Consider the following 21374-nt stretch of genomic DNA (forward strand, 5'->3'; position numbering starts at 1 on the left):
GTCGGCCCCTACTCGACGACCTCGGAGGCCTCGAGCCACTCCAGCTCGAGCTCCTCCTTCTCCGCCGCCAGCTCGGAGAGCTGACCGCCGACACGCGCCAGCAGGTCGTAGTCGGTGAGGTTGGCCTCCATCTCGGCCTGCAGCTCCGCCTCGCGTACGGCGATCCGCTCGAGCTGCTTCTCCACCCGCGCCAGGATCTTGCGGGCGGCGCGGTCCTCCGCGCTGCCGGGACGCGCCTTGCCCGGGGGTGGCGGCACATCGCCCGTGGAGGCGCTCGGCGACGACGAGGTGCCGCCACCACCCGCGTCGGCGGCGGCCTGCATCGCGGACCGCCGCTCGAGGTACTCGTCCACCCCGCGCGGGAGCATCGAGACCTGCCCGTCGCCGAGCAGGGCCCACACCGAGTCGGTGACCCGCTCGAGGAAGTAGCGGTCGTGGGAGACCACGACGAGCGTGCCGGGCCACGAGTCGAGGAAGTCCTCGAGGACGTTGAGCGTGTCGATGTCGAGGTCGTTGGTCGGCTCGTCGAGCAGCAGCACGTTGGGCTCGGTGAGCAGCAGCTTGAGCAGCTGGAAGCGGCGGCGCTCGCCACCGGACAGGTCACCGAGCCGCGCGGTCAACCGGTCGCCGGTGAACCCGAAGCGCTCGAGCATCGACGTCGCGGTGAGCTCCTGCCCGTCGAGCGTCTTCGTCACCCGCCGGATCGACTCCACGGTCGGCAGCACCCGGGCCTCGGGGTCGATCTCGTCGAGCGCCTGGGTCAGGTACTGCATCGCGATGGTGCGGCCGTGCTTCACGCGACCGACGTCGGGCGGCAGCGCACCCGAGATCAACGAGAGGAGCGAGGTCTTGCCGGCGCCGTTGATGCCGACGATGCCGACCCGGTCACCGGGACCGATGCGCCACGTGGCGTGCTCGAGCAGCACCTTCTCCCCGCGCGCGAGGTCGACGTCCTCGATGTCGACGACGTCCTTGCCGAGCCGCTGGCTCGCGAAGCGCTGGAGCTCCATCCGGTCGCGCGGAGGAGGTACGTCGTCGATGAGGGCGTTGGCCGCGTCGATGCGGAACTTCGGCTTCGACGTACGCGCCGGCGGGCCGCGCCGCAGCCAGGCGAGCTCCTTGCGGGCCAGGTTCATCCGCCGGGTCTCGGACGCGGCGGCCTGGCGCTGGCGCTCGGCCTTGGCCAGCACGTACGCCGCGTAGCCGCCCTCGTAGGAGTCGACCGCGCCGTCGTGGACCTCCCACGTGGTCTGGCAGACCTCGTCGAGGAACCACCGGTCGTGGGTGACGACGATCAGCGCGCTGGGCAGGCTGACGAGGTGCGAGGCGAGCCACGCGACGGCCTCGACGTCGAGGTGGTTGGTCGGCTCGTCGAGCACGACCAGGTCGTGGCGGGACAGCAGCAGGGCGGCCAGGGCGCACCGGCGGCGCTCACCGCCCGACAGCCCGACGACCTCCCGGTCGAGGGCGACGCCGGCGAGCAGCTCCTCGACCACCTGCCGGGTGGTCGTGTCGGCCGCCCACTCGTGGTCGGCGCGACCGCCCAGCACCGCCTCGCGGACGGTGTGGGTGTCGACGAGCTCGTCGCCCTGGTGGAGGTAGCCGATCTCGACGCCGCGCGTACGCGAGACCCGACCCGAGTCGGGCTCCTCGAGCCCGGTCATCACCTCGAGGAGCGTGGTCTTGCCGTCACCGTTGCGGCCGACGACGCCGACCCGCTCCCCCACCGAGATGCCGAGCGAGACGTTGTCGAGGAGGGGCCGGACGCCGTAGGACTTCGAGACCCGCTCGAGGTTGATGAGGTTCGCCATGTCGGGGCGATCCTCTCAGGCGAACCCCCGGCGGGCCGCACCGGCGACGCCGTCAGTCGGCGGCGGGACCCACCGGACCGGCGGGCGGCGCCGCGGCCAGGCTCGCCGTCGAGCCGTTGGTGCCGGAGTACTTCTTGATGAGCGACTCCACGTCGAGCCCGGTGGTGGTCTTGAGCAGCTCCATCGTCTGGACCAGGTTGGTGGTCACCTGCTTGGGCAGCTCGCCGGCCCCGTCGGAGGAGATCACGGTCAGCTTGTCGATCTGGCCCATCGGGCGGGCCAGCTCGGCGGCCACCTTGGGCATGACCTCGATCAGCATCTGCAGCACGGCGGCCTCGTTGTAGCCGGCGAAGGCGGCTGCCTTCTTGTCCATGGCCTCCGCCTCGGCCTGCCCGGCGGCCAGGATCGCGGCGCCCTGGGCCTCACCCTCGGCGCGGAGGGCGTCGGCCTCGGCGACACGGCGGGCCTTCTCGGCCTCACCGCGCTTGGCGCCCTCGATGGCCTCCGCCTCGGCGAGGGCGGACCGGCGGGACTTCTCGCCCTCACCGGTGAGCCGCGCCTTCTCGGCCTCGGCCTCCGCGTTGGCGATGGACGCGGCCTTGCGGGCCTCGGCCTCGAGGATCGCCGAGCTGCGGCGACCCTGGGCCTCGGTCTCGACGCGGTAGCGCTCGGCGTCGGCCGGCTTGCGGACCTCGGTGTCGAGCTGGCGCTCCTTGAGGGCGGCCTGGCGCACGGCGACCTTCTCCTGCTCGAGGAGGATGGCCTGGTCGCGGTCGGCCTGGGCGAGCGGTCCGGCGGCGGCCGCCTGCGCGTTGGCGGCGTCGGTCTCGGCCTTGATCTCGGCGCTCTTGAGCGCAAGCGCCCGCTGGGTGACGGCGATCTCCTGCTCGGCGGCGATGCGGGCCTGCTCGGCGGCCTGGCGGGCGTTGGCCTCGGCGATCGACGCGAGCTGGTTGAGCTTGGCGGCCTCGGGGCGGCCGAGGTCGGCGAGGTAGGAGCCGTCGTCGGTGATGTCCTGGATCTGGAACGTGTCGAGCACGAGGCCCTGGCCGGTCAGCGAGGACTCGGACTCCTCGGCGACGCGCTGGGCGAAGGCCGCGCGGTCGCGGATGATCTGCTCGACCGACATGGAGCCGACGATGGAGCGCAGCGCACCGGCGAGGACCTCCTGCGTGAAGGTCTCGATGTCGGCCTGCTGGCTGAGGAAGCGCTGCCCGGCCGCGCGGATCGAGTCCTCGTTGCCGCCCACCTTGACCAGCGCGACGCCGTCGAGGTTGAGCTTGATGCCCTGGCCCGAGACGGCGCCGCGGATCTGCACCGAGATCCGCCGCGAGGACAGGTCGAGCGTGGCCAGCCGCTGCACGAACGGGATGACGAACACGCCGCCGCCCATGACGACCTTCTGGCCGGACAGGTCGGTGGAGATCTCGCCGGTCTCCGGGTTGCGCACCTCGCCCTTGCCCTTGCGTCCGGTGATGATGAACGCCTCGTTGGGCCCGGCCACCTTGTAGCGCGTCGTCACCAGCAGCGCGAGCAGCGCCAGGAGGACGACGAGGCCGATCACGGCGGTGACGATCGGGGACAGTCCGAACATGTGCGGTGCTCCTTGGGGGCGCAGTGGGTGGGGCGGCTGGGGCGGGTCAGGGCAGGAAGAGCGGTTCGACCTGCACGGCCGTGGGCGAGATGACCTGGGTGACGCTGATCTGGGTGCCGGCGGGCACGGCGGTGCTCGAGCGGGCGTTGAGGCGGGTGATGTGGCCGCCGACGCTGATCGAGACGACACCGAAGCCGCCGTCGGGGATCGCGCTGACGACCGAGCCGATCTTCTCGACCATGTCGGAGGTGCGGACGGTGTCGGTCTCGCCGCTGCCGTGCAGGAACCTCGACGCCTTCGTCGCGGCCACGGCGAGCAGCACGCCCAGCACGACGCCGACGACCACGGCGAGCGACGCGGAGCCGGTGACCTCGAGCGCGATGGCGCCGCCGAAGCCGAGGGCGCCGAGGAAGCCGGCGAGCGCCTCGGTCGAGAAGAACCCGGCGCCCAGGCCCTCCAGCGCACCGTCGAGGACGTCACCGACGAGGAGCGCGACGAGCAGCAGCACGACGCCGAGCGCGCCGACCACCAGGAACACGGTCACGTTGCCTCCCCCCGGTCACTGCGACGTGAGTGTCGCGGACAACATAGCGGCATGCTTCCCCGTTGACCGGAGTTCATGCCAACCGGGCTCCGATCACTCGACGAGGTGGGCGCCGGCGACCGGTCCGGTGGCCGTCAGCACGACCTCGTGGCCCGCACCCGACAGGCCTGCGGCCGTGGCGCGGGCCCCGTCAGCGGAGTCGCAGAGGAAGACCACCGTGGGCCCCGAGCCACTGACCATCCCGCGCAGCGCACCCTCCGCCTCGCCGAGGGCGATGAGGTCGCCGAGCTCGGGGCGCAGGTCGATCGCCGGCTCCTGCAGGTCGTTGTGCAGCGCCCGGGCGAGCCGCAGCGGCTCGCCCGTCGCGAGCGCGGCGAGCACCGGCTCGGCCGAGGCCGGTACGACGGGCGCGTCCGGCCGGAGCCGGTCGAAGTGCGCGTAGACGGCCGGCGTGGACAGCCCCTCGGTCGTCGGCACCGCCACCCACCACCAGGAGTGCAGGTCCTCGACCGGCGTCACCTGCTCGCCGCGTCCCGTCCCGCGCGCCGTACCGCCGACCAGCGAGAAGGGGATGTCGCTGCCGAGCTCGGCGGCCAGTGCGAGCAGGTCGTCGTCGGAGGTGCGCAGGTCACGGAGCCGGTCGTACGCCACGAGCGCAGCCGCGGCGTCGGCGGAGCCGCCAGCCATCCCGCCGGCGACGGGGATGTCCTTGCGCACCTCGAACGCGCCGGTCGCGGGGACTCCGGCGTGCCCGGCGAGCAGCCGGGCCGCCCGGAGCACGATGTTGTCGGGGCCGTCCGGCACGGCGGCCGGGTCGATGTGGGCGGCCACGTGGGTCGTGACACCGAGGTCGTCCGCCGCGGTCAGGGTGAGGTCGTCGTGGATGCCGATCGCCTGGTAGACCGTGTCGAGCGGGTGGAACCCGTCCTTCCGGGCGCGGCCGACCCCGAGGTGGAGGTTGATCTTCGCGGCCGCCCGGACCGTGATGCTCACGCGACGCCCACGGCGGAGAGCCCCTCGGCGATGCGCGCGAAGTCGCCGACATCGAGCACCTCGCCCCGCGCCGTGGGGTCGACGCCGGCGATCCCGAGCGCAGCGGTGGCCGCCTCCGCCGAGCCGGCGAGGCCGCGCAGGGCGGCGCGGACCTGCTTGCGCCGCTGCGCGAACGCCGCGTCGACGACGGCGAAGACCTGTTCGCGCGTCGCGGTCGTCACCGGCGGCTCCCGGCGGGTCCAGGCGACCAGGCCGGAGTCGACGTTGGGCGCCGGCCAGAACACGTTGCGCCCGATCGCGCCGGCACGGCGTACGTCGGCGAACCACGCCGCCTTCACGCTCGGCACGCCGTAGGTCTTCGACCCGGGACCGGCGGCGAGCCGGTCGGCGACCTCGGCCTGCACCATGACGAGCCCGCGCTCGAGGGACGGCAGCAGGGTGAGCAGGTGGATCAGCACCGGCACCGACACGTTGTAGGGCAGGTTGGCCACCAGCGCGGTGGGCGGCGGGCCGGGCACCGACTCGACCCGCATGGCGTCGGCCAGCACGACCTCGAAGCGGTCGGCCTGCGCCGGGGCGTACGACGCGATGGTGGCCGGCAGCCGCTCGGCGAGCAGCGGGTCGACCTCGATGGCGATCACGCGCCGGGCCACCTCGAGCAGCGCCAGTGTCAGCGAGCCGAGGCCGGGGCCGACCTCGACGACGACGTCGTCGCCGGTGATGCCCGACTCACGGACGATCCGGCGCACCGTGTTGGCGTCGATCACGAAGTTCTGCCCGCGCTGCTTGGTGGGCCGCAGGTCGAGCTCGGCGGCGAGGTTGCGCACCTCGGCCGGCCCGAGGAGCCTCGGGCCAGCCGGGTCGGTCGTCATGGCTGAACCCTAGGGGCTGGGGCGTGCCGGCAGGACCGTCGGCTCAGCGGGGCAGGCCGAGCTTGGCCGAGCAGCCAGGCCACGATCCGTAGCCGCCGGTCGCGTCGCGCAGTCGCGTCGCCACGGCGATCTGGGTCTCGCGGGAGGCCTGGTGGGGGTAGCCCGTGCCGCCGTAGGCACGCCAGGTGCCGAGGCTGAACTGGAGGCCGCCGTAGTAGCCGTTGCCGGTGTTGATGGCCCAGTTGCCGCCCGACTCGCACCGCGCGAGGGCGTCCCACACCGTGTCGCCGCCGGCAAAGTTCGAGCTCGGCTCCTCCGGCTCCTCCTTGGTGCCGATGGCGACGATCGTCGGGACGGCCTTGACCTTGAGGTCGGCGCGGACGACCTTGCGGGCGACGAGGTCGCCGTTGACCCAGCGCAGCCGGTAGGTGACGGAGCGGACGCCGTCGCGGCCCTCGCGGACGACCTCCTCCTCGCCCTCGAGCATCGAGGCGTCCTCGCGCTCGATGACCGGTGCGTCGAGGACCTCGCGGCCCACCTTCTTCGTGGCGATGCGGATGTCGGTGACGACGACCTTGTCGCCGTCGGCGACCTCGGTGCCGAGCGAGGGGGTGACCTTGTCGTGCCGGTCGAGGTCGTAGCGCATGGACTCCAGCACCTCGCCGACGGTCAGCGCGGTGACCTTGCGCTGGCGCAGCTGCTTGCCGCCGAGCTTGAGGCGCACGACCTTGGGGGTGACGACGGCGAGCGAGAGCCCGCTGCGACCGATGGACGAGCTGCGGCTGGCGGAGAGGTCGGCGCCCTCGAAGCGGCGGCCGATCTCGCCGAGCGCGGTGGCCACGTCGGTGCTGTTGACCCAGTAGGTCCGGGACTCACCGTCCACGGAGAGCTCGACCGGGCGCCCGAACTGCACGGCGATCGCCGAGCCGTCGCGGACGGCCTCGTCGACCGCCGGGGCGACCAGGTCCTTGTCGGTGACCTCGATGCCCTCGGCGGCGAGCACGTCACCGACGGTGTCGCCGAAGGCGCTCACCTCGAGGGTGCGCCCGTCGAGGCTGAGGGTCACGTCCTTGCTGAGGGCCGAGTAGCCGACCGTCGTGCCGACGACGGCTGCGGCGACGACCGCCACGAGGGTCGCCAGGACGGTCCTGGACCTGCTGAGCTGCGCGAGACGAGAGCGCACGATTCTCCGAACGTCGTTCTTCCCGGGCCTCGGTGGCAGCACGCCCCCACCTGGGCGTGTGCGGCAGCCGGGTGGCGCCGTACGACGTGCGAGCGGGGGTCTCGCAGGACCGGCCCGATCCGGTCCTCGTGCTGCCGGACATCAGTCCCGATCCCGGCCAACAATCACAAGACGATAACGACCGGACCCCCTGACGCAAACTCGAACGGCGAAAATCGGGCGAGATCCGGGTCACCCGGGCGGGCGCAGGAGGGGCGCTCGTCCGTCACCAGGAGCCGCCGAAGGCGGCCTCGGTGTTGGTGTCGATCGCCCGGCAAAGCTCCTCCAGGTCGGCGTGCAGCACCTCGGCCATGGCCCGCACGGTGTGCGGCACGAGGTAGGACGCGTTGGGCCGCCCCCGCCACGGCGTCGGCGTCAGGAAGGGGGCGTCGGTCTCCACGAGCACCCGGTCGCGCGGGGTGACGGCGAGGGCGTTGCGCAGCGGTGCGGCGTTCTTGAAGGTGACGGTGCCGGCGAAGCTGAGGTGGGCGCCCCGGTCCAGGCACCGGCGCGCGAACGCGTCGTCGCCGGAGAAGCAGTGCATCACCCAGCGCTCCGGGGCGCCCTCCTCGTCGAGGAGGCGCAGCACGTCGTCGTGGGCGTCGCGGTCGTGGATCACCAGCGTCTTGCCGAGCCGCTTGGCGAGGTCGATGTGGCGGCGGAAGCTCTCCTCCTGTGCGGCCCGGCCGTCCTCGCCGGTGCGGAAGTGGTCGAGGCCCGTCTCGCCGATGGCGCGCACCTTGTCGTGCGCCGTGGCGAGCCGCTCGATCTCCTCGAGCGCCGCGTCGAGGTCGCCGGTCGCGGCCAGTCGGGGCGCCTCGTTGGGGTGCAGCGCGACGCCGGCGACGAGCGCGTCGTGCTCGGCCGCCGCGGCGACCGCCCACCGCGCGCCCGGCAGGTCGCAGCCGATCTGCACGATCCGGGGCACGCCGACGGCGGTCGCGGCGGCGAGGGCGTCCTCGACGCCGAGCCAGTCGCCGTCGGCGATGTCGAGGTGGCAGTGGTTGTCGACGACCGGGTGCGGCAGCGGCTCGGGCGCCGGCGGGCGCTCCCGGTCGCGGCGGGCGCCCGATCCCTCCTCGGTGGCGGCGCGGCTGCGCGTCGGGCCCCCGGGCTCGGCCGGGTCAGCGGTGGACAACGTCGTAGACCTCTCGCTTGGGGAGCCCGGCGCGCTTGGCGACCTCGGCGATGGCCTCCTTGCGGGTGGAGCCGGCGGCCTCGAGGTCGGCGACCGCGGCGCGCAGCGAGCCGGGGTCGCCCGCCACGGCCGGCGCTCCGCTCGATCCCCCGACCACGACGGTCACCTCGCCGCGCACGCCGTCGGCGGCCCAGCTGACGAGGTCGCCGAGCGGACCCCGCCGGACCTCCTCGTGGGTCTTGGTGAGCTCGCGGCACACCGCGGCGGCGCGGTCGTCGCCGAACGCCTCCGCCATCGCGGCGAGCGCGGCCTCGGTGCGGTGCGGCGCCTCGAAGAACACCATGGTCCGCTCCTCAGTAGCCAGTGCGGCGAGGCGGCGACCGCGCTCGCCGGCCTTGCGCGGCAGGAAGCCCTCGAAGCAGAACCGGTCGACCGGGAGGCCGCTGACGGCGAGGGCGGTGAGGACCGCGCTCGGGCCGGGGACCGCGGTCACGCGGACGTCGTGCTCGACCGCGGCGGCCACCAGCCGGTAGCCCGGGTCCGAGACGCTCGGCATGCCGGCGTCGGTGACGAGCACGACGCGGTCGCCGGCGAGCAGCGCGTCGAGCAGCGCCGGGGTGCGGGCCTGCTCGTTGCCCTCGAAGTAGGACACGACGCGCCCCGACAGCGTGATGTCGAGGTCGGTGCACAGGCGCTTGAGGCGGCGGGTGTCCTCGGCCGCGACGACGTCGGCGCCGGACAGCTCGGCGGCCAGCCGGGGCGGCGCGTCGCCGACCTGCCCGATCGGGGTGCCCGCGAGGACCAGGACGCCAGCCATGGGTCGATCATCGCAGGCGGACGACGAACCTCCACGTGGCGGTCGACCGGTTGCCGGCCCGGTCGTGGGCCACCAGCCGCAGGACGTGGCGCCCGGGGGCCAGCGCCCTCGCCGGCCGCCACCGCACCACGTGCCGCGCGGCGTCGTACGCCAGTCCGGCGACGGGTCGGCCGTCGAGCCGCAGCACGAGGTCGCGCCGACGCAGCTGCGACTCCCGGTCCAGGACCCGCACCCGGACGGTCGGCCGCGCGGAGCGGACCGTGCCGCGCGGGGTGGGCCGGGTGATGCGGGGGCCGGCCGCGTCGACGACCGGTGGGGTGGGCCCAGCCGGCGGGACCGGCGGGACCGGCGGGGTGGCGACGGGCGGGACGGGCGGCGTCACCGTCGGGGGCACGTCACCGGCCACGACGACCTGCACGCTGTCGCTCACCGACCCGTGCCCGGAGTGGGCGCCGGAGCCGTGGCCCACCGTCACGGTGGCCGTGTAGGTGCCGGGAGCCGCGTAGGTGTGGTCGGGGTCCGCACCGGTGCCCGTGGTGCCGTCTCCGAAGCTCCAGCTGTAGGTGAGGTCGGCGGTGCCGGGTGCGAGGTCCGCGCACCCGATGCGCCGCGCCGCGTTGTCGGGGTCGTGCACGACGAGCGACACCGCCGACGGCCCCGCGCGCAGCGACTTGGTGACCTCCACCAGGCCGCTCGCGCCCGCCGCGTCGGAGGTGAAGAGGGGCCAGATCTCGTTGGGCTCGGCGAACGGCTGGTCGGTGTCGAAGCGGAAGTGCGCGCCCCCGAGCTCGTCGGCGCAGGCCCGCTCGTGCACGTGCACCGCCGCGTGCCGGGCGCCCGGCTTGGTGCCGCTGACCTGCAGCGACGTGTGGGTCCTCCCCCGGCTCCGCACCATGACGGTCTCCCCGGTCAGCGCGGGGTAGGCCTCGAGACCTACCGAGTACGCGTGCAGGGCGCCGCGGGTGGTCACCTGCGTCGAGAAGGCCACCGCGAGCGGCGCGGCTCCCCGGGCCGGGGCGGCGAGGGCGTCGATCGTCGGCAGCGCACCGTCGCCCGGCGGCGGCTCGGGGTCGGTCGGGCCGCCCTCGCCGGTGACCGTGATCGGGAACGCCTCGACCCGCAGGCCACCTCGCCCGTCGCTCACGCGGAGGCGGGCGACGTACTGGCCCGGGGTGCGGTACTCGAACATCGCGTGGTCGGTGTGGGCCACCGGACCACCCGCGCCGAAGTCCCACGAGACGGTGGGGACGTCGCCGTCGGGGTCGGCTGCGTTCGCGGTCGCGTGCACGACCAGCGGTGCCTCCCCCGAGGTCGGCGAGACGACCGGGGCCGCCGTCGGCGACGCGTTGTCGCCGGCGGGCACCACGATCACCAGCCCGGACATCGACGAGCCGTGCATCGAGCAGATGTAGCGGTAGGTCCCGGGGTCGGTGAAGGTGCGACGCACCGGCTGCCCGCCGGGGTCGCGGTACTCCGCGAGGGGCTGGCTCCAGGAGGTCTCGGTCGTGCTCGCAGGAGGCTGCGAGGTGAGGTCGTGGCCCTGGGTGGCGCGGTCGAACTGCCACTCGACGGTGTCGCCGACCGCGATGGTGACGACCGACGTAGCGGTGTCGGCGGACTCCCAGCGGTTGAGGGTGCCGTCGTTGGGAAGCGGGTCGACCGCGTCCACCACCCACGTACGCCCGACGTCCGCCGACGTGCCCGCAGCCGTGACGAGGGCGGTGGAGGACGACGCGACGACGACCCCGGCCAGACCCGCCGACACCAGCGCCAGGGCGGCCAGGACCGCGCGCAGCGCGTGGCCCGGGCGGACGGCTGACCTGGCGGTGCGTGGCATGAGGACCTCCCGAGACGGTGCGCGATGTCGAACGCGGTTCGCACTCCTGAACCGGGATGAGTCTCCGAGGTGACCAGCGCCACGTCAAGGGGCCACGCTCCGGCGTGGACAGCTCGGCCCGCGCGCGGACGCGGTGGGCCGGGCGCCTCTGGCTAGAGTTCGAGTCGTGATGCCGAGCGCCGCCGAGCGGAACCGTCCGCGCTGGCGGTCCGAGGACCCGCTGCTCGGCTGGGTCGCCGCCATCTGCCTGGCGACCCTGGCGTTCTTCCTGCGTCGCTGGCACCTCGGCGTCCCGCACCAGTTCTCCTTCGACGAGACCTACTACGCCAAGGACGCCTGGTCGCTGCTCCGCTTCGGCTACGTCCGCACCTACGTCGAGGACGCCGACAAGACGATCCTCAACGGCAGCCCGATGGGACTGTGGGAGGACGGGCCCTCGATGGTCGTCCACCCCGAGGTCGGCAAGTGGCTCATCGCCGGGGGCATCAAGGCGTTCGGGATGGACCCGTCGGGGTGGCGCATGGCGTCGGCGGTCGTGGGCGCCCTGATGGTGCTCCTCATGTGCCGCTTCGTGCGGCGGGTGACGGGCTCCACCGTGCTGGGCCTCGTCGCCGGGCTGCTGCTGTCGATCGACGGCCTGCAGCTGGTGCTGTCCCGCCTGGCCCTGCTCGACATCTTCCTGGCCTTCTTCATCCTGTGCGGCGTGCACTGCGTGGTCGCCGACCGCCAGTGGCTGCGCGACCGGCTGGCGGCCGGCACGTCGCGTGGGTGGTGGCGGCCGTGGCTGCTCGCCGGCGGGGTCGCCTTCGGCCTCGCGTGCGGCACCAAGTGGTCGGCGGCCTATGCGCTCGCCGTCTTCGGCCTCCTGGCGTGGCTGTGGAGCGCTGGCGCGCGTCGCGCGTTCGGCGAGCGACGACCGCTGCTCCGCTCGGTGTTCCTCGACGGGGTCCCCGCCTTCCTCGCCCTCGTCGGCGTGGCACTGGCGACCTACGTCGCCTCCTGGACCGGCTGGCTCATGAACGCCGACGCCTACGAGCAGGCGCTCAGCAACACGCAGTACACGTCGTACGGCGGCGGCCAGGCGTGGCCGACGGCCGGCGAGCCGGACGCCGAGGGCCTCGGCGAGGTCACCCAGTCGCTCCGGTCGCTGTGGTCCTACCACCAGGACGTCTACACCTTCCACAGCCACTTCCTCGACGACTCCACCCACGTCTACGCGTCGAGGCCGTCGACGTGGCTCGTCATGGGGCGACCGGTCGGGGTCGACGCCCAGACCGACATCCAGCCCGGGTCCCAGGGGTGCGACGCACCGAGTGGCTCCAGCTGCATCCGGCAGGTCCTGCTCCTCGGCAACCCGGTGATCTGGTGGGGCGGCTGCCTGGCGATGGTCGCCTCGCTCCTGCTGTGGATCGGCGCCCGCGACTGGCGCCACGGCGTCGCCGTCATGGGCCTGGCGAGCACCTGGCTGCCCTGGTTCCTCTACGACGACCGGCCGATCTTCTTCTTCTACGCCATCACCTGCCTGCCGTTCCTCGTGCTGTCGGTCGCCCTGGCGATGGGCCACCTGATCGGCCGCTCGGACGTGCCCACCCCCCGCCGCACCTTCGGCGTGGTGGTCGCCGGGAGCTACACCGTGCTGGCTCTCATCGCCTTCGCCTGGTTCTGGCCCGTGTGGACCGACGTCCTGCTGACCAAGCCGGAGTGGGACGCCCGGATCTGGTTCCGGCGCTGGATCTGACGCCGGCAGCACCGGCCGTCCCGGGCGGCGGGGACCCACCGGGCCAGACCACCTAGTGCACCGCGAGCGCGATTTCCGAGTTTTCGTCAAGGTGGGCCGGAATTTTGCCGACGCCCATGGCCCTCCGGCCGGCGGGGGCGCACCATGGACAAACCCGAGCAGCTCGGGAGCGACGCCGGGAGGGGGCCGCGATGGAGTCCACGATCATCCACATCTGTCTGGAGACCGAGGGAGCACCGACCCGCGGCGTCGACCGCGAGGTCGGCGAGCGCTGGGTCTGCGCGTGCGGCGACCACTTCGTCTACCGCGAGGGCTTCAACCGCTCCGGCCACGCCAGCCTCGACTGGTGGCCCGCACCGGCCGTCCCGCGACCGCGCCGCAGCGTCGTGCGCGGCCTGCTCTTCGGTCCCCGCAAGGGCTGAGCCCAGCCCGGCCCAGGGTCACCAGGCGCCGGGGAACCGGTCCGACCCGGCGATGGCCAGCAGGGTGACGATCGCGGCCACGCCGGTCGCGATCAGCAGCGCGTACCCGAGGTGGCGCCGTCCCGGCACGACGAGCAGGACCAGCCCGGCGGCCACGACGAGGGCCGGCAGCAGCCAGACCGGGACGACGAGCCCCACGACGCCCGCGACCACGGCGAGCGCCACGCCGCCGGCAGCCGCCGGGCCCAGCGGCACGGGCCGAGGCCCGCGCGGGAGGCCGACCTCGGTGACCGGTCCGCCCTCGGCGAGCTGGTCGGGTGCGAGCGCGCGCAGCAGCAGGACGACCGTCGCGGGGTCGGCGACCACGACGACGTCGCGGAAGCGGTCCGCCACCGCATGGCGCCGGACGACGGCGTCGAGCCGGTGCCCGCGGTCGGCGTCGGGATAGCTCACCGGCGCCAGCACGACCTCGGGCACCGGAGCGCGGCCGAGTCCCTGCACCACCCGCTTCGCCTCGGCCGTCGGCGCCGTCAGCACCACGGCCGTCGAGCCCAGCCCGGCGCGCACCCGGTCGACGTCAGCAGTGCTCGCCCGCGTGCTGACCACGACGATGCGCTGGAAGTCGGCCACGACCCGACCGTAGCGCCGGGACGCGCGCGCCTCGACGCCGGTGGCCCCACGCGTACGACGACGGCGACGGGGTACGGGGCCACCGTCGACCGCGCCGGGGGAGGGCCCCACTCGACCCCGCCGGTCAAGCAGCCGGCCGGCGGGGTCCCCCCGGGCTCACCCCCACGAGCGCCGGCGTCCCTTCCTGCGGGTGGGCGGGCTTCATGTGCCCCGATGGCGCGGGTACCTGCGGAGGAATCCTCCTCCCGCGAAAGTTGATCCCGATGGCGAACGACATCAGCGCCGGCCTGCTCATGGTCTTCGGCGTGCTGGCCGGGCTGGCGGCCCTGCTGGTCCTCCTGACCGCGATCGACCCGCAGAACAAGGCACGGCAGGCGCCCTCCCACCGGGGGCAGCGCACCCGCACCCGCCCCTGACCATCGGCCCGGTCGCCGGCTCACCCCGGCAGGTATGGACGGGGGACCGCGGCGGGGGCACGATGGAGGTCCCCGCTACACCTCGGATGCGCGAGCCGGCACACCCCCTGCCACGGCCGCGCGGGGCCCGGCCGGCACCGTCCCCCACATGCGCCGGCCGGGTCCACCGGACCCGAGGCGGTCGCCGAGCGGGAACGGGACCGGCGGACGAGCCCGCGCCTTCATCCCAAAGTCGGGCATCGGACCACCTGCCGTCGGGTACGGCGCGGCAGGCCACCGGGTTCGGCAACAGGTGCCCGGAGGCCCAGGCCCGGGTGCTCAAGAAGCGGGCACCTGGGCCGCCCCCTCCACGCCTCCCGCCGGGCGTCTCCCCGCTCCAGGTGGTTCCTCGCGTTCGCCGGACAGGACGCCCGTCAGCCCGTAGGCTCTGCAGCGCAGGTGCCCAGGGTGCCCGCGAACGACCTGGCCCATCGGTGCGTCATCGCTGACCGTGGGGCGGTCACCCCCACATTGGGGCACCCGGTCAGGGGTACGGCACGCCATGAAGCCCATCCCCGAGACGCTCGAGGCCCTCGCCGAGCTGGACGCCCTCCACGACGACGGCACCCTCCTCGTGGGCCTCTGCCGCGCCACGGCGTCCGCCCAGCGCCTCGCGCCCGGTCTCGTCGGCGCCAGCGTCGCCTCCCGGGAGCACGGGCTCACCTTCACCCTCGTCGCGACCGACGACGAGATCGCCGCACTGGACGGCGTGCAATACCTCAGCAGCGGGCCGTGCGTCGACGTCGCCGACGCGGGCGAGGGGATCGCCACGACCTCCGAGGACCTCTTCAGCGAGCCGCGGTGGCGCTCCTTCGCCCAGGCCACGGCAGCGGCCGGAGTGCACAGCACGCTCACGTTCCCGATCATGGGAGGCGCAGGCCGCCTGACCGGGACCGTGAACCTCTACGGCAGCTCCGAGCACACCTTCGACGGCAAGCACGCCCGCCTCGCCGAGGTCTTCCGCGCGTGGGCACCGGGCGCGGTCACCAACGCCGACCTCGCTTTCTCCACCCGCCTCGTCGCCGAGCAGGCGCCGGCGCTGATGCGCGAGGAGGCGCTGGTCGAGACGGCCACCGGGATCCTCGCCGCCCACCGCCGGGTCTCGGTCGAGGTCGCGCGCGAGCAGCTCGAGGACTCGGCCACCCGGGCCGGCGTCCAGGTGGGCCGGCTCGCGCGGGTCATCATCGAGATCCACCACGACGACTGAGTCGCCCGGCCCGGGCAGCCCCTGAGCGCCCCCGAGCTGCTGGCGGGGCCGCGACGCAACACGCCCCTCGACCGGAGTCCCGGCGAGGGGCGTTGCCTTGCGTGGTGGAGCTGAGGGGATTCGAACCCCTGACCTTCTCATTGCGAACGAGACGCGCTACCAACTGCGCCACAGCCCCATGCGCCTCACGGCGCGACGCCAAGATACACGAGCCCTCGGGGGCTCACCGAATCGGCTCAGGCACCGCTCGCGCGGCGGGTCCCGTCGGCCTCGCGGGCCGCCCGGGCGGACTGCTCGGCCGAGCGCGCCAGGGCCGAGTCCTCGTCGTTGTGGCCGCTGGACCACACGCCGGTGGAGTCGAGGTCGATGGTCGAGACCGTACGCCGCTGGGCGACCGGCTTGCCGACGTAGGTCGGCAGCGTGGTGGGCACCATGTCCCAGCCGCCGACCACCTGGATCTCGCCGGTGGTCACCGCCGGGGACTCGGCTGCCGGGGTCTGCGCCGCCGGGGCCGGGACCTCCGACGGGCCCGCCTCGGCGGGCCGCGCGGGGGCGTCGGGCGTACGCGGCTGCGACGGGGTCGCCGGCAGCTCGCCGGTGACGTCGACGTCGTCCCCGGGCTCCTCGTCGACGCGCGGCCGGCCGACCTCGATGGCGGACTCGGTGTCGCGCCGGTGGCGCTCTGCCCGGACGGAGACGCGGCACGCCACCAGCCAGGCGACCAGGAGGGCGACCGGGGCGGCGACCCAGGGCCAGGCGACCACCGAGGCGGCGGCGAGGGCGATGACGACGAGGTTGACCAGGACGACCAGTCCCAGCACGGTGCGGCGCCGCCTGGCGGCGCGGCGCGCGGAGGCGCGCGTGACGGGCGAGGGCGTGCGGGCGACGGAGACGGTCGTGTCGACCGAGCGGGTCACGGAGGTGGTCACGGACGCGGCGACCACAGTGTCGGGCGCCACCCGGGCCTTGGTCTCGACCTGGGGGCGCGAGCCCGCGCGGGTGGGGGTGACCACGAGGCGGGCGTTGCGCCGGTCGACGGGCTCACGGCGCGCGAGGACCCGCATGGTGTGGGAGAACTTCTCGACCGACCGGCTGCGCACGACCTCGTCGTGGTGCTTGAGGGCCTTGGGGATCAGGTAGACGGCCCACGCCACGGCAAGGGCGACGAAGATGAGAGCGCTCAGGTCCACGCCCGAAGCGTAGGAGCGCGGGGCACGACCGGGACGGATGTCAAGTGGTGTGTCGCAGAACTACTGGTGTGACTGGTGTGTCGGGAGCCGGGCCAGCACACCCTCCGGTGCCTCCTCGGCCGTGACCGCGAAGATCCGGTGGTCGCGCCAGGCGCCGTCGATGTGCAGGAAGCGGGGTGCGTAGCCGACCTGCTCCAGGCCGAGCTTCTCGACCACCCGCAGCGAGCTGGTGTTCTCCGGGCGGACGCAGACCTCGAGGCGGTGCAGGCCGACCGGCCCGAGGCAGTGGTCGATGACCATCGCGACGGCGCGGGGCGCCACGCCCCGACCCGCGACCTCGGCGGACACCCAGTAGCCGATCGACCCCCACTGGGCCGAGCCGCGGGCGACGTTGCTCACCGTCACCTGGCCGGCGAACGCGCCGTCGACCTCGATGACGAACGGCAGGCACTGCCCGCGCCGGGCCTGGTGGAGCAGCGAGCGGGTGACGATCTTGTACGACGACGGGCGCGGGGCCGCGCCGGGCGGGACCGTCGCGTCCCACGGCCGCAGCCAGTCGTGGTTGCGGGCGCGGACGTCGCGCCACTCGTCGGCGTCGGCCCTGCGCAGCGACCGGACCACGACGCCCTGCGACTGGAGACGGGCGGGCCAGCCGGGAGCCGCGCTCAGTGGTCGCTCCCGACGACCTGCTCGACCGCATGGGCCAGCACGGGCTCCAGCACGCCCAGCGCGTCCTTGACGCCGCCGCGCGAGCCCGGCAGGTTGACCACGAGGCAGTCGCCCGCGATGCCGGCGAGGCCGCGCGAGAGCATCGCCGTGGGGACGCCCTTCGCGAGCCCGGCGGCCCGGACGGCCTCCGCGATGCCCGGCACCTGGCGGTCGAGCAGCGGCGCGGTGGCCTCGGGGGTGCGGTCGGTGGGGGTGAGGCCGGTGCCGCCGGTGGTGAGCACGACCCGGGCGCCGTCGGCGACGGCGGCGGAGATCGCGTCGCGCACCGGGTCGCCGTCGGGGACCACGGCCGGATCGTCGCACTGGAAGCCCTGCCCGCGGAGCCAGTCGGCGATCAGGGGTCCGGTCTCGTCGGCGTAGACGCCGGCAGCGGCTCGGTTGGACGCGACGACGACGCAGGCGCGCAGGCTCACCGGGACCAGTCCCCCGAGCGGCCGCCGCTCTTGGCCTCGACGCGGATGTCGGTGATCACGGCGGCCTTGTCGACGGCCTTGACCATGTCGACGACGGTCAGCGCGGCCACCGAGACGGCGGTTAGGGCCTCCATCTCCACGCCGGTGCGGTCGGTGGTGCGCACGGTCGCGGTGATGTCCACCGACGCGTCGGTGACGGCCAGGTCCACCGTGACGCCCGAGAGGGACAGCGGGTGGCAGAGCGGGACGAGGGCCGGGGTCTGCTTGGCGCCCATGATCCCGGCCACGCGCGCCACCGCAAGGGCGTCGCCCTTCGGCACGCCCTCCCCGCGGAGCAGCTCGACGACCGCCGGGCTGACGAGCACCCGCCCGGTCGCGGTCGCCGTACGCGCGGTGACGGCCTTGTCGCCGACGTCGACCATGCGCGCCGCGCCGGTCTCGTCGACGTGCGTCAGCCGCTCGGGCGTGGACGGCCCCATCAGAACTCCTCGTCGAGACGGCGGATGGCGACCATCTCGCCGGCCTGGATCGCGGTGACGTCGGCGGGCACCTCGATGAGGCAGTTGGCCGTGGCCAGGTCGCCGATCAGGTGCGAGCCGTGGCCGCCGACCGGTGAGACGAAGGTGCCGCCGCGGTCGGTCTCGTGGAGCCCACGGACGAGCTGCACCTTGCCCGCGGGCGAGGACAGGCCGTGGGTGAGGCGGGCCCGGGCGGTGGGCCGGACGTAGGGCAGCTTGCCCATCATCCGGCGGATCGCCGGGAGCACGAACATCTCGAAGGAGACGTAGGAGGAGACCGGGTTGCCCGGCAGGGTGAAGACGGGGGTGTCGTCCTCGCCGATCGTGCCGAAGCCCTGCGGCTTGCCGGGCTGCATGCCGACCCCGCCGAACCACATCGTGCCGTGCTGCGACAGCGACTCCTTGACGACGTCGAAGTCGCCCTCGCTCACTCCCCCGCTGGTCACGACGATGTCGGCGCGCACCAGCTGGTCGCTCAGCGACTCGGTGAAGGCGTGCGCCTCGTCCGGGACGATGCCGACGCGGTAGGCGATGGCGCCGGCGGCTCGCGCCGCGGCCGCGAGGAGGTAGGAGTTGCCGTCGTAGATGGAGTCGTGGCCGAGCGGGGTGCCCGGGTCGCGGAGCTCCGAGCCGGTCGAGATCACGACCACCCGGGGGCGCGGCCGCGTCCGGACGGTCGCACGCCCGACGGCGGCGAGCATGCCGAGGTGCCGCGGCCCGAGGACCGTGCCCTCCTCGAGCAGCATGTCGCCCTCGGTGATGTCGTCGCCGGTCGGACGGATGTGCTGGCCGGGGACGGCCGGGCGCGAGATGCGGACGCTCACCACGCCGCGGTCGGTCCACTCGTAGGGGACGACGGTGGTCGCACCCGCCGGGACGGGGGCGCCGGTCATGATCTTGACCGCCGTGCCGGGCGACATCGCGAGGATGGACGACCGCCCGGCGCCGATCTCGCCGACCACCGGGAGCGTCACGGGCTCGTCCTCGCTCGCGCCGGCCACGTCGTCGGCGACCACGGCGTAGCCGTCCATCGCGGAGTTGTCGAAGCTCGGCAGCGAGATGGGCGCGACGACGTCCTCGGCCAGCGCGAGCCCGAGGGCCTCCATGAGGGGCTGCGGGAACGCCTGGAGCGGGGAGACGGTGGCGAGGATGCGCTCGACGTGGTCGGCGACGGGGAGCAGGCCGGGCACCGCGTCAGCCATGCTGCTCCTGCTCGTCGAGGACGGTGCCGCCCTCGACCCGCTTGGCCGCCTTGGCGCTCAGGGTGACGTCGCCGACGACCTTCACGTCGCGCCCGAAGGTCCAGTCGCCGTGGACGGTGAACGAGTCGGCCTCGCGCAGCGACGGCGCACCCTCGGGGAACCGCTTGTCGAAGTCGCCGACCAGCTTGTAGAAGTCGCCGTCCAGCGAGACGTAGGGCACCTCGTCACCCGACTGGTCGAGCACGAAGTCGCGACCGAGCTGGTAGACGTCGGAGCGCAGCACGAGCAGGTCGTCGGTCGTCTTCACCGGGACGAACCGCTCGCGGCTCACCTCGATCGTGCGCGCGCCCTCGAAGACCTCGATCGCGGCGCCCATCGCGGTCTCGACCTGGATGACCTTCGGCGTCGTCGGGTCCGCCGGGTCGAGCGTCTTGACGTTGCGGATCAGCGGCAGGCCGAGGATGCCGCCGCGGGCGTCGAGGGCCTCGACCATCGCCTGCAGGTCGAACCAGAGGTTGTTGGTCGAGCAGAACTTGTGGCGGGTCAGGTCGGCCAGCGCCTCGCGGTCCCTGTCGAGCGTCTGCGCGGACTCGCGCAGCACGATCCGGCCGTCCTGCTTGCGGCGCGCGAAGTGGCCGCCCTTGCGGTCCGAGGGCGTGCGCCGCACGGCCTCGATGGCGAAGGGAGCCCCGCTGCCCGCGAACCAGCCGGCCACCCGCGCGTCCGGGACGGCGCCGAGGTTGTCGGAGTTGGAGACGAAGGCGTAGCGGTAGCCGGCCTCGATCAGGCGGGTCAGCAGGCCGGTGCCGCGTAGCGCGGTGTAGATGTCGCCGTGGCCGGGCGGGCACCACTCCAGGTCCGGCGCCTTGGGGTAGGCGGCCGGCATGAGGTCGGCCTCGAGGAGCTTGGGCTCCTTGTTCTGGAGGAACTCCAGCGGCAGGCCCTCGACGGGCAGGTCGTCGTAGCGGGCCAGCGCCGCCATGGTGTCGGCCGAGGTGCGGAAGGAGTTCATGAACAGCAGCGGCAGGGTGGCGTCGTACTCCTGGCGGAGGTGCAGCACCTGCCGGGCGATGATGTCGAGGAAGCTCAGGCCGCGGCGCACGCACAGCAGCGACTTCGCCCGGTCCATCCCCATCGACGTGCCGAGGCCGCCGTTGAGCTTGATGACCGCGGTGCTGCGGATCGCCTCCGCCGCGGTGTCCCCGGGGACGTCGACGTCGGCCAGCGCCTCCATGTCGAGCGGCTCGATGGTGTCCTCGGCGATCATGCCGGTCTCACCGTGCTCGAGCAGTCGGTAGTAGTGCGCGAAGGTGTCGATCGCGACCTCGTCGACGCCGGCCTGTCGCATCTTCTCGCGTGCGAGCTGGAGGCCGCGGGGGTTGCCCTTGCTTGCCATGCTTCGATCGTAGGCTGCTCAGGTGGACGCGTCATGGGGCGGGGACGATCGGACTGGGTCGGAGACCGACGGCACGGTGGCCAAGGGCGCCCTGCGCGACCAGGTGCGGGCCGCCCGCAAGCGCCGCCCGCTGGGCGAGGCGGCCGCCTTCGCGGCCGGTGTCGCGGACGTCGCCCTGACCTGGGACGAGGTACGCCGGGCGGCCACCGTGGCGGCGTACGTCTCCGTCGGCAGCGAGCCGGGCACCGGCCTCCTGCTCGACGCGCTGCTGGCGGCCGGCAAGCGCGTCCTGCTCCCCGTCGTCCTGCGCGGGCTCGACCTCGACTGGGCCGTCCACACCGGCCGCGAGGACCTGGCCCCCGCCGTCCGCGGGCTGCTCGAGCCGACCGGACCGCGGCTCGGGGTCGAGGCGATCGGCCGGGCCGACGTCGTCCTCGTGCCGGGGCTGGCCGTCTCGGGTGCGGGCGACCGGCTCGGCCAGGGCGGTGGCTGCTACGACCGGGCGCTGCCCCGGGTCGTGCCCGGCACGCCCGTGGCGGTCGTGCTCCACGACGACGAGGTCGGGCTCGCCGTGCCGACCGACCCGCACGACGTACGCGTCGGCTTTGCCCTGACCGACCGCGGCGTGCGGGTCCTGGGCTGAGGC

At 74.0% G+C, this 21374-nt stretch carries 21 protein-coding genes and 1 tRNA gene; 5 read left to right on the forward strand and 17 right to left on the reverse strand.

The features are described 5' to 3' along the window. Positions 1–8: 8 nt before the first annotated feature. From SHK17_RS17740 to SHK17_RS17780, 9 genes are all read right to left on the reverse strand, one after another. Positions 9–1811 (reverse strand): ABC-F family ATP-binding cassette domain-containing protein, encoded by a 1803-nt coding sequence (locus tag SHK17_RS17740; protein ID WP_322920191.1) that lies wholly within the window; start codon positions 1809–1811, stop codon positions 9–11. Positions 1812–1863: 52 nt separating this feature from the next. Further along, positions 1864–3405 carry a flotillin family protein gene (locus SHK17_RS17745; RefSeq protein WP_322423168.1) on the reverse strand — a complete coding sequence of 514 codons (1542 nt, stop codon included), beginning with the start codon at positions 3403–3405 and terminating at the stop codon, positions 1864–1866. Between the two features lie 46 nt (positions 3406–3451). After that, on the reverse strand, positions 3452–3949 hold the full coding sequence (locus SHK17_RS17750) for a hypothetical protein (RefSeq protein ID WP_322920192.1): 498 nt from the start codon (positions 3947–3949) through the stop codon (positions 3452–3454). A gap of 93 nt (positions 3950–4042) precedes the next feature. Then, positions 4043–4942 carry a 4-(cytidine 5'-diphospho)-2-C-methyl-D-erythritol kinase gene (locus SHK17_RS17755; protein ID WP_322920193.1) on the reverse strand — a complete coding sequence of 300 codons (900 nt, stop codon included), beginning with the start codon at positions 4940–4942 and terminating at the stop codon, positions 4043–4045. Further along, complete coding sequence (gene rsmA, locus SHK17_RS17760) at positions 4939–5814, reverse strand: 16S rRNA (adenine(1518)-N(6)/adenine(1519)-N(6))-dimethyltransferase RsmA (RefSeq protein ID WP_322423170.1); 876 nt, start codon at positions 5812–5814, stop codon at positions 4939–4941. The genes SHK17_RS17755 and rsmA overlap by 4 nt, the downstream gene beginning before the upstream one ends. Before the next feature lie 43 nt (positions 5815–5857). Further along, complete coding sequence (locus SHK17_RS17765; RefSeq protein ID WP_322920194.1) at positions 5858–6997, reverse strand: transglycosylase family protein; 1140 nt, start codon at positions 6995–6997, stop codon at positions 5858–5860. 265 nt (positions 6998–7262) lie between these two features. Continuing rightward, the gene (locus SHK17_RS17770; protein WP_322920195.1) at positions 7263–8174 is read right to left on the reverse strand and encodes a TatD family hydrolase; all 912 of its coding nucleotides are present in this window, start codon (positions 8172–8174) and stop codon (positions 7263–7265) included. Further along, on the reverse strand, positions 8161–8991 hold the full coding sequence (gene rsmI, locus SHK17_RS17775; RefSeq protein ID WP_322920196.1) for a 16S rRNA (cytidine(1402)-2'-O)-methyltransferase: 831 nt from the start codon (positions 8989–8991) through the stop codon (positions 8161–8163). The genes SHK17_RS17770 and rsmI overlap by 14 nt, the downstream gene beginning before the upstream one ends. A gap of 7 nt (positions 8992–8998) precedes the next feature. After that, a complete protein-coding gene (locus SHK17_RS17780) occupies positions 8999–10828 on the reverse strand; it encodes a PKD domain-containing protein (RefSeq protein ID WP_322920197.1) in 1830 nt (609 codons plus the stop codon). 169 nt (positions 10829–10997) lie between these two features. Here SHK17_RS17780 and SHK17_RS17785 point away from each other — a divergent pair, with 169 nt between their 5' ends. Together SHK17_RS17785 and SHK17_RS17790 are read left to right on the forward strand one after the other, a co-directional pair. Then, positions 10998–12566, forward strand: a complete 1569-nt coding sequence (locus SHK17_RS17785; RefSeq protein WP_322922051.1) for a dolichyl-phosphate-mannose--protein mannosyltransferase — start codon at positions 10998–11000, stop codon at positions 12564–12566. A gap of 191 nt (positions 12567–12757) precedes the next feature. After that, the gene (locus SHK17_RS17790; protein ID WP_172266690.1) at positions 12758–12988 is read left to right on the forward strand and encodes a hypothetical protein; all 231 of its coding nucleotides are present in this window, start codon (positions 12758–12760) and stop codon (positions 12986–12988) included. Between the two features lie 18 nt (positions 12989–13006). Here the strand turns inward: SHK17_RS17790 and SHK17_RS17795 are convergent, their stop codons facing one another. Beyond that, positions 13007–13618, reverse strand: coding sequence for a hypothetical protein (locus SHK17_RS17795; protein ID WP_322920198.1), 612 nt, complete (start codon positions 13616–13618; stop codon positions 13007–13009). Positions 13619–13881: 263 nt separating this feature from the next. Here SHK17_RS17795 and SHK17_RS17800 point away from each other — a divergent pair, with 263 nt between their 5' ends. Continuing rightward, complete coding sequence (locus SHK17_RS17800; RefSeq protein ID WP_172266696.1) at positions 13882–14034, forward strand: hypothetical protein; 153 nt, start codon at positions 13882–13884, stop codon at positions 14032–14034. A gap of 541 nt (positions 14035–14575) precedes the next feature. After that, positions 14576–15280 (forward strand): GAF domain-containing protein, encoded by a 705-nt coding sequence (locus SHK17_RS17805; RefSeq protein ID WP_322423177.1) that lies wholly within the window; start codon positions 14576–14578, stop codon positions 15278–15280. A 102-nt stretch (positions 15281–15382) separates the two neighbouring features. On the opposite strand, the gene SHK17_RS17810 is transcribed toward SHK17_RS17805, so the two are convergent. From SHK17_RS17810 to SHK17_RS17840, 7 genes are all read right to left on the reverse strand, one after another. Beyond that, a tRNA-Ala gene (locus SHK17_RS17810) sits at positions 15383–15458 on the reverse strand. Between the two features lie 58 nt (positions 15459–15516). Then, a complete protein-coding gene (gene sepX / locus SHK17_RS17815) occupies positions 15517–16470 on the reverse strand; it encodes a divisome protein SepX/GlpR (RefSeq protein WP_322920199.1) in 954 nt (317 codons plus the stop codon). 60 nt (positions 16471–16530) lie between these two features. Next, complete coding sequence (locus tag SHK17_RS17820; RefSeq protein ID WP_322423179.1) at positions 16531–17091, reverse strand: GNAT family N-acetyltransferase; 561 nt, start codon at positions 17089–17091, stop codon at positions 16531–16533. 44 nt (positions 17092–17135) lie between these two features. Continuing rightward, positions 17136–17612, reverse strand: a complete 477-nt coding sequence (locus SHK17_RS17825) for a molybdenum cofactor synthesis domain-containing protein (RefSeq protein ID WP_172266705.1) — start codon at positions 17610–17612, stop codon at positions 17136–17138. Further along, positions 17609–18091: a cyclic pyranopterin monophosphate synthase MoaC gene (gene moaC / locus SHK17_RS17830; protein ID WP_172266708.1), complete on the reverse strand. Its 483-nt coding sequence runs from the start codon at positions 18089–18091 to the stop codon at positions 17609–17611. The genes SHK17_RS17825 and moaC overlap by 4 nt, the downstream gene beginning before the upstream one ends. Next, positions 18091–19332 (reverse strand): molybdotransferase-like divisome protein Glp, encoded by a 1242-nt coding sequence (glp, locus tag SHK17_RS17835; protein ID WP_322920200.1) that lies wholly within the window; start codon positions 19330–19332, stop codon positions 18091–18093. Before glp ends, moaC begins: the two co-directional genes overlap by 1 nt. Further along, a complete protein-coding gene (locus SHK17_RS17840; RefSeq protein ID WP_322920201.1) occupies positions 19325–20728 on the reverse strand; it encodes a UTP--glucose-1-phosphate uridylyltransferase in 1404 nt (467 codons plus the stop codon). Before SHK17_RS17840 ends, glp begins: the two co-directional genes overlap by 8 nt. A 22-nt stretch (positions 20729–20750) precedes the next feature. Between SHK17_RS17840 and SHK17_RS17845 the strand changes: the two genes are divergently transcribed. Beyond that, positions 20751–21371 carry a 5-formyltetrahydrofolate cyclo-ligase gene (locus SHK17_RS17845; RefSeq protein ID WP_322920202.1) on the forward strand — a complete coding sequence of 207 codons (621 nt, stop codon included), beginning with the start codon at positions 20751–20753 and terminating at the stop codon, positions 21369–21371. Positions 21372–21374 lie beyond the last annotated feature (3 nt).

Source organism: Nocardioides renjunii (assembly GCF_034661175.1).
Taxonomy (GTDB): Bacteria; Actinomycetota; Actinomycetes; order Propionibacteriales; family Nocardioidaceae; genus Nocardioides; species Nocardioides renjunii.

Bases quoted from the DNA above. Each gene is read 5' to 3' on its own strand.
- SHK17_RS17740 (WP_322920191.1), bottom strand. From the start codon at position 1,811: ATGGCGAACCTCATCAACCTCGAGCGGGTCTCGAAGTCCTACGGCGTC.
- SHK17_RS17745 (WP_322423168.1), bottom strand. From the start codon at position 3,405: ATGTTCGGACTGTCCCCGATCGTCACCGCCGTGATCGGCCTCGTCGTC.
- rsmA (WP_322423170.1), bottom strand. From the start codon at position 5,814: ATGACGACCGACCCGGCTGGCCCGAGGCTCCTCGGGCCGGCCGAGGTG.
- rsmI (WP_322920196.1), bottom strand. From the start codon at position 8,991: ATGGCTGGCGTCCTGGTCCTCGCGGGCACCCCGATCGGGCAGGTCGGC.
- SHK17_RS17780 (WP_322920197.1), bottom strand. From the start codon at position 10,828: ATGCCACGCACCGCCAGGTCAGCCGTCCGCCCGGGCCACGCGCTGCGC.
- SHK17_RS17785 (WP_322922051.1), top strand. From the start codon at position 10,998: ATGCCGAGCGCCGCCGAGCGGAACCGTCCGCGCTGGCGGTCCGAGGAC.
- SHK17_RS17790 (WP_172266690.1), top strand. From the start codon at position 12,758: ATGGAGTCCACGATCATCCACATCTGTCTGGAGACCGAGGGAGCACCG.
- SHK17_RS17800 (WP_172266696.1), top strand. From the start codon at position 13,882: ATGGCGAACGACATCAGCGCCGGCCTGCTCATGGTCTTCGGCGTGCTG.
- SHK17_RS17805 (WP_322423177.1), top strand. From the start codon at position 14,576: ATGAAGCCCATCCCCGAGACGCTCGAGGCCCTCGCCGAGCTGGACGCC.
- moaC (WP_172266708.1), bottom strand. From the start codon at position 18,091: ATGGGGCCGTCCACGCCCGAGCGGCTGACGCACGTCGACGAGACCGGC.
- glp (WP_322920200.1), bottom strand. From the start codon at position 19,332: ATGGCTGACGCGGTGCCCGGCCTGCTCCCCGTCGCCGACCACGTCGAG.
- SHK17_RS17840 (WP_322920201.1), bottom strand. From the start codon at position 20,728: ATGGCAAGCAAGGGCAACCCCCGCGGCCTCCAGCTCGCACGCGAGAAG.